This window comes from Bradyrhizobium sp. (assembly GCF_016219575.1).
Classification (GTDB): domain Bacteria; phylum Pseudomonadota; class Alphaproteobacteria; order Rhizobiales; family Xanthobacteraceae; genus Bradyrhizobium.
Window position 1 is genome coordinate 138237 of the sequence record NZ_JACRMG010000030.1, and the last position, 9893, is coordinate 148129.

A 9893-nucleotide genomic window follows, 5' to 3' on the forward strand; every position below is an offset into this window, starting at 1 on the left:
GCCAATACTTGTCTTGGAGAGGGTTCGCAAGGTCTATGCGCGCGGCCGCGTGATGCGGCGCCCGACATTCACGCTCGAAGCCGATCTTGCGCTGGAAGAGCCCGGGATCGTCGGCGTCGTCGGGCCGAACGGCGCAGGCAAGACCACGCTGTTCGAAATGATGACCGGCTCCAATGCGCCCACTTCCGGCCGGGTGCTGGTGGCGGGTACCGACATCCACCGGGTCAAATATCGCGAGCGCGATCGCCTCGCGATCCACTACCACCAATCCTACCAGGTGCGGCGCTTCCACAAGCGCGTGCCGTCGATCTTCCTCGCGCCGTCGCCGACCCTCGCGCCGATGGTACACCTATTCGACGAGCCGCAGTTCAACCTGCAGGACGGCTATATCGGCTTCATGCTGGATTTCTTCCGCAAGCTGCGTCAGGAGGGCCGGCTGGTGGTCCTGTGCATGCACCCGACGGCGGCCTGGCATCTGGATATCCTCGCCGAGATCGCCGGGCAGTTCCTGTTCGTGGCCGATGGCGGCGTGGCGCGAAAGCCTGATTTCGGCAGCCTCGTCGCCGAACCGCGCTTCCGCAGCTATCTCGGACCGGAAATGACAAGGGCGGCTGAAGGTATTTGCCGCAGGGGAAGTGCTGGAAAATTTGACGCTTGAGGGGATAAATCGGTCACCTCACGGCTAGCCCTCCATGCGATCATCAGTCTAGAAAGACGCCCGTCCCACCACCCATTCAGCACAAGATCAACAACACAGGGAGAGTCCGTTGGCCTATTCCAGCACGCAATTGTTCATCGGCGGCAAGTGGCGGCCGGCCCAGTCGGGCAGGGTGATCGAGGTGGTCAACCCCGCGACCGAAGAGGTGATCGGCACCGTGGCCCATGCGAGCCAGGCTGACCTCGACGAGGCGCTGGCCGCGGCTGCTGCCGGCTTCAAGGTGTGGCGCGCGGTCGCCCCGTTCGAGCGCTGCCGGATCATGCGCAAGGCCGCCGCCATCATGCGCGAGCGCAATGACGAGATCGCGCCGCTGCTCACGGCGGAGCAGGGCAAGACGCTGGCCGAAGCGAAGATGGAGGCAATGGCCGCCGCCGACGTGATCGAGTGGTTTGCCGAGGAGGCCAAGCGCTCCTATGGCCGCATCATCCCGGCGCGCGGACCGGGAATCTACCAGCTCGCGATCAAGGAGCCGGTCGGCCCGGTCGCGGCCTTTACGCCCTGGAATTTCCCGATCAACCAGGTGGTGCGCAAGCTCTCCGCGGCGCTTGCCGCCGGCTGCTCGATCATCGTCAAGGCGCCGGAGGAGACGCCGGCTTCGCCCGCGCAGCTGATCCGCGCCTTTGCCGACGCGGGCGTGCCCGACGGCGTGATCAACCTGGTTTACGGCGTGCCGGCGGAGATTTCGGAGTACCTGATCCCGCATCCGGTGATCCGCAAGATCTCCTTCACCGGCTCGACCTCGGTCGGCAAGCAGCTCAACGCGCTGGCGGGCCTGCACATGAAGCGCGCCACCATGGAACTCGGCGGTCACGCGCCGGCGATGGTGTTCAAGGACGCCGACGTGACCACCGCGGCGAAGATCCTGGTTGCCGCAAAATATCGCAATGCCGGCCAGGTCTGCATCTCGCCGACCCGCATGCTGGTGCAGGACGACGTGTTCAAGGAATTCGTCGACAAGTTCGTCGAGGGCGCCAAGGCGGTCAAGGTCGGCAATGGCATGGATGCCAGCTCGACGATGGGCTCGCTGGCCAATCCGCGCCGGGTCATCGCCATCGAGGGCATGGTGCAGGATGCCGTGAGCAAGGGCGCCAGGCTCGAGACCGGCGGCCACCGCGTCGGCAACAAGGGCTATTTCTTCGAGCCGACGGTGGTCTCTGACGTGCCGAAGACGGCGCGGGCCATGAACGAGGAGCCATTCGGTCCGCTCGCGCTGATCTCGCGCTTCTCGAGCCTCGATGAGGTGGTGGAGGAGGCGAACCGGCTGCCCTTTGGCCTTGCCTCCTATGCCTTCACCAGCTCGACCAAGACCGCGACTGCGATCGGCTCGCAGGTCGAGGCCGGCATGATGTCAATCAACAGTTTTGGGCTGGCGCTGCCCGAAGTACCGTTCGGCGGCATCAAGGATTCCGGCTACGGCTCGGAAGGCGGCACCGAGGCGATGGAAGGCTACTTCAACACCAAGTTCATCACTCAGACGGGAGTCTGAGCGTCTTCCTGCTTTGCGAAGAATCGACTTGAGGGCCGCGCCGCAAATCGCCGGGCGCGGCTTTTTTCTAGGGTTTTTTCAGCGAATCACTTTGCCGCGTGATAGTGAAAATCCGGCTGCGGAACAGCGGCTGCGCGAGAATCCGCGGCAAAATAAGGCATTTCTCGCACTGCGATGGCGGTTTTTTACGAAGATTGCTGTGCAGAATGTCGAAAAAGCCTGTTTTTCAAGGCGTTTTCAGCCATATCGTGCGGCTTCCAGAATCAATGGAGCAATCATGGCCACCCAACTGTCTAAGTCGCAGCTGATCGAAAAGATCGCGACCTCCACCGAACTGTCCAAGCGTGACGTCAAGAACGTGATGGACACGCTCGTGGACGTCGGTCACAAGGAACTCAAGAAGAGCGGCCTCTTTCTGGTGCCGGGCTTTGCCAAGTTCGTCGTGATCAAGAAGCCGGCGACCAAGGCGCGCAAGGGCACCAACCCCTTCACGGGCGAAGAGATGATGTTCAAGGCCAAGCCGGCCCGGAAGATCGTCAGGGCCCGGCCCGTCAAGGCTGCCAAGGACGCAGTCGCCTGACGAAACGAAAAGGCCTCCGGTGACGGAGGCCTTTTTGCTTCAGAGCCCGCCGCGAAGCGCGGGGCTCAGACCACCGGGGAACGGCCGCCATCGACATTGATGGCGGTGCCGGTGATGTAGGATCCTTGATCCGAGGCTAGGAAGCAGGCGAGGTTGGCGAATTCCTCCGCCGTGCCCATGCGTCCCATCGGGACGGCCTTGGCGAGGTCGCGCGTGAAGGCGTCGAAATCCGTCTCCGGTGCCGTCTTGGTGTGCCGCTTCACCCATTGATCGCTGACGATCAGGCCGACCAGCATTGCATTGACCAGGATGTTGTGCGCGGCGCCCTCGTTGGCCATGGCCTTGGTCAGCGCCATGCCGGCCGCGCGCGAGACCGAGGTAGGGGTGGAAGCGGCTGCCGGCGCCTTGGCGCCGATGTTGAGCACATTGATGATGCGCCCCCATTTCCGCTCCTTCATGCCGGGCCAGACCAGCCGCGACAGGCGGATCGCTGCGAACAATTTCAGATCGATATCTTCCTGCCAGATCGCGTCTGTGACGGTCTCGAACGGCATCGCGCGTGAGGTGCCGGCATTGTTGACGAGGATGTCGACCCTGCCGAGATCCTTCACGATCCTGTCGTAGGTCGCGGAAATGTCTGAGGCTTTCGACACGTCGCAAACGTAATCGTGAACCTGAAGGCCGTCCTTGGCGAGCGCTTCGCGCGCTGCCTTGAGGTCGGCTGCGCCACGCGCGAGGATCGCGACCCTGGCGCCGGACTCGGCGAAGCGGCGGGCGACCGCAATGCCGATGCCTTTGCTGCCGCCGGTGACGACGGCGACGCGATCCTTCATCGTGATCTGCATGTTGTTTTCCTTTGTTGAGACCGGGCGTCATTGCAGGCGGAGCGAAGCAATCCACGTTGCTGCAGGGAGGGAGGTGGATTGCTTCGTCGCTAACGCTCCTCGCAATGACAGTGGAACCAGAAATCAGTTCTTCAGCGCTTCCAGCAATTCGTCCGGCCGCTCCGCCATCATCATGTGCCCGGCCCCGGGCAGGACCACGGTTCGCGCATTCGGCACGGCTGATGCCAGCGCCTTGCCGGCCTTGGCGGGGGTCATCATGTCGCGCTCGCCGACGATGACAGTGGTCGGCACCGTGACGCCGGCCGCAGCCGTCAGCGCGTTCTGATAGGAATTGCAGGCAGCAAGGTCGTTGAACAGCACGCCGGGGCGGCATTGCTGCAGCACGCGCTGCGCCCCGCTGTGCATCCAGAGTCCCGGCGCCAGGCTGCCGCCGAGTTCGGCGCTGAAGCCGAGGCCCCAGATCGAGACCATGTCGATGGCGGAGGGGTCGTTGGCCTCGGCGGCCTTCAGCAAGTCCGGACCGACGGTCATGGTCGCGGCGGTGCCGATCAGGCTCAGCCCGGACACCTTGGCCGGGTGCCGGGCCGCGGTCTCCAGCGCAATCAGCGAGCCCATGGAATGGCCGACCAGCTTGGCCTTTGGAGCCTTGGCCGCATCGAGCAGCGCGGCGATCCAGTCCGCCATGTCCGATATGGTCGGCAGCGGCTTGCCGCCGGAACGGCCATGGCCGGGCAGGTCGGGTGCAAGCACGGAATAGCCGTGATGGGCGAACCAGCGGCTGTGCAGCGCCCAGGTCGAATGGTCGAAGCCGGCGCCGTGGATCATCACGACGGCCGGTAGTGACGGATCGAACGGCTTGCCGCCGGTCGCCGCGAAAATGTCGGTCCCCTTGACGGAAAGCTGCATGGCGTCAGGTCCTTTGCGAGGCGCGCAGCGCCTGTCCGAGATCGTCGATGATGTCCTGGGCATTTTCGATGCCGACCGAGAGCCGCACCAGTTCCTCGCCGATCCCGGCGGCCTTCAGTTGTGCGGCGTCCATCTGCTGATGGGTGGTGCTGGCCGGGTGGATCACCAGCGTCTTGGCGTCGCCGACATTGGCGAGATGGCTGATCATGCGGAGCGACTCGATGAACTTCTTGCCGGCGGGCCGGCCGCCCTTGATGCCGAAGCTGACGATGGAGCCCGCGCCGCGCGGCAGCAGCTTCTTTGCAAGTTCATGATCAGGATGATCTTCCAGCGCAGGGTGCAGCACCCACGCGACGCCCTTGTTGGTCCTCAGGAATTCGAGGATGGCCAGCGTGTTGGCCATGTGGCGGTCCATGCGCACGCCGAGCGTCTCCACGCCCTGCAGCAGGTGGAAGGCATTGGTCGGCGACAGGCAGGCGCCGAAATCGCGCAGGCCCTCGGTGCGGGCGCGCATGATGAAGGCGGCTTGCCCGAACTGCTCGTCGAAGACGATGCCGTGATAGCCGGCATAGGGTTCGGTCAGCTGCGGGAATTTCCCCGAGGCATGCCAGTCGAAGCGGCCGCCGTCGATCAGGACGCCGCCGATGGCGATGCCGTGCCCGCCGATCCATTTGGTCGCGGAGTGCATCACGAGGTCGGCGCCGAGCTCGATCGGCTTGCTGAGATAGGGCGTCGCAAAGGTGTTGTCGATCAAGAGCGGGATCCTGGCGTCATGGGCGATCTGCGCGACCGCCGGGATGTCGAGCACCTCCAGGCCGGGATTGCCGATGGTCTCGGCGATAACCAGCCGGGTGTTCGGCCGGATCGCGGCGCGGAACTCGTCGAGCGCCCGCGGCTTCACGAACGTGGTGGTGATGCCGAAGCGGGGCAGCGTATGCGCTAGCAGATTGATGGTGCCGCCATAGAGCGAAGCCGACGCCACAATGTGGTCGCCGGCGTTCAACAGCGTCGCGATGCCGAGATGCAGCGCCGCCATGCCGCTCGCGGTGCAGACCGCGCCGACGCCGTTCTCCAGCGCCGACAGCCGCTCCTCGAGCACCGCCGTGGTGGGGTTGGAGATGCGGGTATAGATGTGGCCGGCGCGCTCGAGGTTGAACAGCGCCGCGGCGTGGTCGGAATCCTGGAAGACGTATGAGGTGGTCTGGTAGATCGGCACCGCGCGAGAGCCGGTCACGGGATCCGGATGCTGGCCCGCATGCAGGCTCAGGGTTTCGAAGGCGGGCGGCTTGGGTGCTGGCATGTCGATCTCGCAAAGTCGGGGCGCGGGAAGGGTGCCGCGGGTTTTGCCACATCGGACGGTAACGTGCCATGCGGAAATCCCGTGAAAGTCCGGTGGTAAAGGGCTGGCGTTATTGGGCGATTTGCGCAAGGCGGCGGATACTGGCAGAACAGGGGGCCGTGCTGCGACGGCCCCCAAGATCAAGAGTCAGAACACGACCAAGATGTCTCCCGGAATCGATCCCATTACGCGATCCGTGGTCCAGCACCGGCTGGGCTCGATCGTGACGGAAATGGGCGAGGCGATGCTTCGCACCTCCTATTCGCAAATCCTCAATTCCAGCCGGGATTTTTCCCTCGCGATCACCGACACGCACGGCCGGCTGATCGCGCAGGCCGAGCACATCCCGGTCCACGTCGGCGCACTGCCCTGGGCGACCCGCGCGGTCGAAGAGCGGTTCAAGGACATCGCGCCGGGCGACGTCATCCTGCTCAACGATCCCTATCATGGCGGCAGCCATCTGCCTGATCTGACCGCGTTCGTGCCGATCTTCGACGGCGGCAAGCGGCTGCTCTGGACCGTCGTGCGCGCTCACCAGAGCGACATCGGCGGCGCCACCCATGGCGCCTACAATCCGGCGGCCACGGAAATCTACCAGGAAGGCATTCGCGTTCCCCCGATCAAGCTTTATGAGGCGGGCAAGCCGCGCGAGGATCTGCTCGACCTGCTCGCGCTCAACATCCGCAATCCCCGCGAATTCCGCGGCGATCTTGCGGCGATGCTGGGGGCGGCGCATCTCGGCGAGCGGCGGCTGTCGCGGCTGTTTGCGGAGTTCGGAGCGCCCGTGGTGGAGGCCGCGATCGAGGCTATTCTGGATGCCGCCGAGCAGCAGGCCCGCGCCGTGGTCTCGACCTGGAAGGACGGCGTGTTCCATGGCGAGGCCTTTCTCGACGATGACGGCCATGGCCGCAGCGACATCCGCATTGCGGCGAAGGTGACGAAGAAGGGCAGCGACGTCGAAGTCGACCTCTCCGCCTCCGATCCGCAATCGACGAGCTTCGTGAACTCCTCGCACGCCAACATGCAGGCCGCGGTCGCGATGGCCTTTGCCTATCTGATCGACCCCGACATTCCCAAGAACGACGGCGCGCTGCGGCCGCTGAAGGTGATCGCAAAGCAGGGCACCATCGTGTGGGCGGATCCCGGCCGGCCGGTGACGCTGTGCACCAGCCATCCGTCCAATGAGATCGTCGAAGCAATCGTGAAGGCGCTGTCGGCGTCCTGTCCGGAGCGCGCGATGGGCGGCTGGAGCCGCCGCTTCCGCATCGCGATCCAGGGCGAGAACCCGCGAAACGGACGCAATTTCATCTGGCACATGTTCCAGGCGCGGCCCGGCGGCGGCGCTTCCTCGGGCGGCGACGGCTATTCGTCGATCGGCGAATGGCACACCGTGGGGGGTCTCAAATTCGGCAGCATCGAGGTCGCCGAAGTGCGCTTTCCGCTGTACTTCCGCCATCACGAATTCCGCGCCGGCTCCGGCGGCGACGGCCAATTCCGCGGCGGGCTCGGCGTCTCCCTCGACATGGTGCTGGAGACGGCAAGGCCCGCGCTCGGCAACACCGCGGGCGAGGGCACGCGCCACGGGCCTTGCGGCATGCTCGGTGGCAAGGATGGCGCGCCGCATCGCTACCGCCTGCTCTCGGAAGGCCGCCCGCCGCGCGAACTGCGCACCAAGGAAGTCGGTATCGAGCTTCGTCCCGGCGATTGCCTGGAGATACGCTCCTCCGGCGGCGGCGGCTGGGGACCGCCGGAAAAACGCACGGCAGAAGCGCGCCGGCACGATGCAGAGCAGGGCCTGACGGCAGATCTTTCGGCGGAGCGGTCCTGACATGTACACGATCGGCGTGGATGTCGGCGGCACCTATACGGACCTTGTCGCCACGGATGAGGGCGGACTTACGGTGTTTGCGAAGTCGCCGTCGACCCCGGCGGACCAGTCGCTCGGCGTGATGGCGGGGCTGGAAGAGCTGGCGAAGCGGCTCGGCGTGTCGCGCGCGGTGATGCTGGCCACGACAGGCCGCTTCGTGCATGGCACGACGGTCGCGACCAATGCACTCTTGGAGCGCAAGGGCGCCAAGGTCGCGCTGCTCACCACCGAGGGCCACCGCGACGTGCTGGAGATGCGCGAGGGGCTGAAGCCCGACCGCTACGACCTGCGCTCGCCGCCGCCGGAACCGCTGGTGCCGCGCGAGCGGCGGCTCGGCGTGCGCGAGCGGCTGAAGGCCGACGGCAGCGCCGCGATCGCGCTCGACGCGCGCTCGCTGGATGCGGCGATCGACGCGGCGAGGAAATCCGGCGCCAATTCGATCGCGGTGTGCTTTTTGCACGCCTACCTCAACCCCGCGCATGAACTCGCCGCCGTCGAGCACCTGCGCGCGGCGATGCCCGATATCACGGTGTCGCGCTCCAGCGACGTGCTGCCGCAGATCAAGGAATATGAGCGTGTCTCCACCACGGTGGTGAATGCCTATGTCGAGCCGGTGGTGCGCCGCTATCTGACCAATCTGGAGAAACGGCTGGCCGAAGCCGGCTTCAAGGGTAGCCTCTTCATCGTGCTGTCGCATGGCGGCATGGCGCCGGTGGAAGAGGCAGCGCGCCTTGCCGCTGGCACGGTGCTGTCGGGCCCGGCCGGCGGCGTATCCGGCGGCCGGCGCTGCGCCGATCTCGTCGGCGTCGGCGACCTCGTGCCGTTCGACATGGGCGGCACCTCGACGGATATCTCGCTGATCGCGGAAGGACATGCATCGCTCTCGGCCGATGGCATGCTGGCGGGACAGCGCATCGCGCTGCGCAGCCTCGATATCGCCAGCATCGCGGCCGGCGGTGGATCGATCGCCAGCGTCGACGGCAGCGGCACGCTGCGCGTCGGCCCGGAAAGTGCGGGCTCGGTGCCGGGCCCGGCCTGCTACGGCAATGGTGGCACGGCGGCAACCGTCACCGATGCCAATGTCGTGCTCGGCTATCTCGACGCCTCCGCCTTCATGGGCGGAGCGCGCCCGCTCGATCGTGCGGCGGCGGAGGCCGCTGTCGATCGCATCGCGGCGGCGCTCGGGCTGTCGCGGGTGGAAGCCGCCGCCGGCATCTACCGCATGATCAACCTGAAGATGGCCGACGGCATCCGCCTGATGACGCTGCGCCGCGGCGTCGATCCGCGCAAATTTGCGTTGCTGAGCTTCGGCGGCGCGGCGGGGCTGCACGCGGCGGAAGTCGCGCGCGAGCTCGAGATCAAGCGCATCATTGTGCCGACGGTGGCTTCCGTGCTGTCGGCCTGGGGCATGCTGACCTCTGATCTCCGCTATGAAGTCAGCCGCACCCATTATGGCGCCGGCGGACGCATCGCGGCGGATGAGGTGCGCGCGCTGTTCGCCGAGCTGGAGAAGCAGGCCGAGAGCCGGCTGAAGAGCTGGTTCAACGGACCGATCCGCATCGAGCGCTCGGCGGAAATGCGCTACGGCGAGCAGATTTTTGAGATCGACGTCTCGCTCGACGGGCTCGACTGGAAATCGCCGTCGCTGGTCGATGCGATCGAGGATCGCTTCCACCGTCGCCACGAAGAGCTCTACACCTATTCGTCGCCCGGTCAGGAGGTCGTGTTCGTCAACGCCCGCGTCGCCGCCGTCGGCGAAGTCGCGCAGCGCGGTGAGGGCGCAAGGACCGAGGCGCAGGCGTCGGCCTGCAAGCCGCAGGGCACGCGCGAGGCGTATTTTGGCGGTTGGCGCGATATCCCGGTCTATGCCTTCGACAAACTGCAGCCCGGCCATTCCCTCGAAGGCCCCGCGATCATCGAGGCTGAGACGACCACCGTGCTGGTCGACACCGGCGACCGTGTCAGCGTCAACGCGCTCGGCTGGCTCGATATCACGTTGCGCTGAGTTCTTACCCTCTCCCCTTGTGGGCCTGTTGCGTAATTCGGCGATTGTGATTCTCTGAGACGTGGCCTTGGGAGATCGCGATGGCAGTGAAGCAGACCGGACAACCGAGCTTTATGGAAGTGCTATTGCCGAAGGGGGCGGGGGCCA

Annotated in this window: 8 protein-coding genes; 5 read left to right on the forward strand and 3 right to left on the reverse strand. The window is 65.7% G+C overall.

Annotation, left to right across the window (positions count from 1 at the left end; all coding sequences use genetic code 11):
* Nucleotides 1-13 precede the first annotated feature (13 nt).
* The 3 genes from HZB49_RS24460 to HZB49_RS24470 all read left to right on the forward strand — a co-directional run bounded on the left by HZB49_RS24460 (nucleotide 14) and on the right by HZB49_RS24470 (nucleotide 2784).
* Entirely contained in the window at nucleotides 14-658 is a 645-nt protein-coding gene (locus HZB49_RS24460) for an ATP-binding cassette domain-containing protein (protein WP_291616048.1), read from the forward strand.
* Between the two features lie 109 nt (nucleotides 659-767).
* Nucleotides 768-2204 carry an NAD-dependent succinate-semialdehyde dehydrogenase gene (locus tag HZB49_RS24465; protein WP_291616050.1) on the forward strand — a complete coding sequence of 479 codons (1437 nt, stop codon included), beginning with the start codon at nucleotides 768-770 and terminating at the stop codon, nucleotides 2202-2204.
* 277 nt (nucleotides 2205-2481) lie between these two features.
* Nucleotides 2482-2784 (forward strand): HU family DNA-binding protein, encoded by a 303-nt coding sequence (locus HZB49_RS24470; protein WP_291616064.1) that lies wholly within the window; start codon nucleotides 2482-2484, stop codon nucleotides 2782-2784.
* Nucleotides 2785-2849: 65 nt separating this feature from the next.
* Here the strand turns inward: HZB49_RS24470 and HZB49_RS24475 are convergent, their stop codons facing one another.
* From HZB49_RS24475 to HZB49_RS24485, 3 genes are all read right to left on the reverse strand, one after another.
* Nucleotides 2850-3629, reverse strand: a complete 780-nt coding sequence (locus HZB49_RS24475) for an SDR family oxidoreductase (protein ID WP_291616052.1) — start codon at nucleotides 3627-3629, stop codon at nucleotides 2850-2852.
* Nucleotides 3630-3752: 123 nt separating this feature from the next.
* The gene (locus tag HZB49_RS24480; protein WP_291616054.1) at nucleotides 3753-4535 is read right to left on the reverse strand and encodes an alpha/beta hydrolase; all 783 of its coding nucleotides are present in this window, start codon (nucleotides 4533-4535) and stop codon (nucleotides 3753-3755) included.
* Between the two features lie 4 nt (nucleotides 4536-4539).
* Nucleotides 4540-5835 carry an O-acetylhomoserine aminocarboxypropyltransferase gene (locus HZB49_RS24485; RefSeq protein WP_291616056.1) on the reverse strand — a complete coding sequence of 432 codons (1296 nt, stop codon included), beginning with the start codon at nucleotides 5833-5835 and terminating at the stop codon, nucleotides 4540-4542.
* A gap of 202 nt (nucleotides 5836-6037) precedes the next feature.
* On the opposite strand from HZB49_RS24485, the gene HZB49_RS24490 reads away from it, so the two are divergent.
* A complete protein-coding gene (locus tag HZB49_RS24490; protein WP_291616058.1) occupies nucleotides 6038-7702 on the forward strand; it encodes a hydantoinase B/oxoprolinase family protein in 1665 nt (554 codons plus the stop codon).
* A gap of 1 nt (nucleotide 7703) precedes the next feature.
* Entirely contained in the window at nucleotides 7704-9746 is a 2043-nt protein-coding gene (locus tag HZB49_RS24495) for a hydantoinase/oxoprolinase family protein (RefSeq protein ID WP_291616060.1), read from the forward strand.
* The last annotated feature ends 147 nt before the right edge of the window (nucleotides 9747-9893 follow it).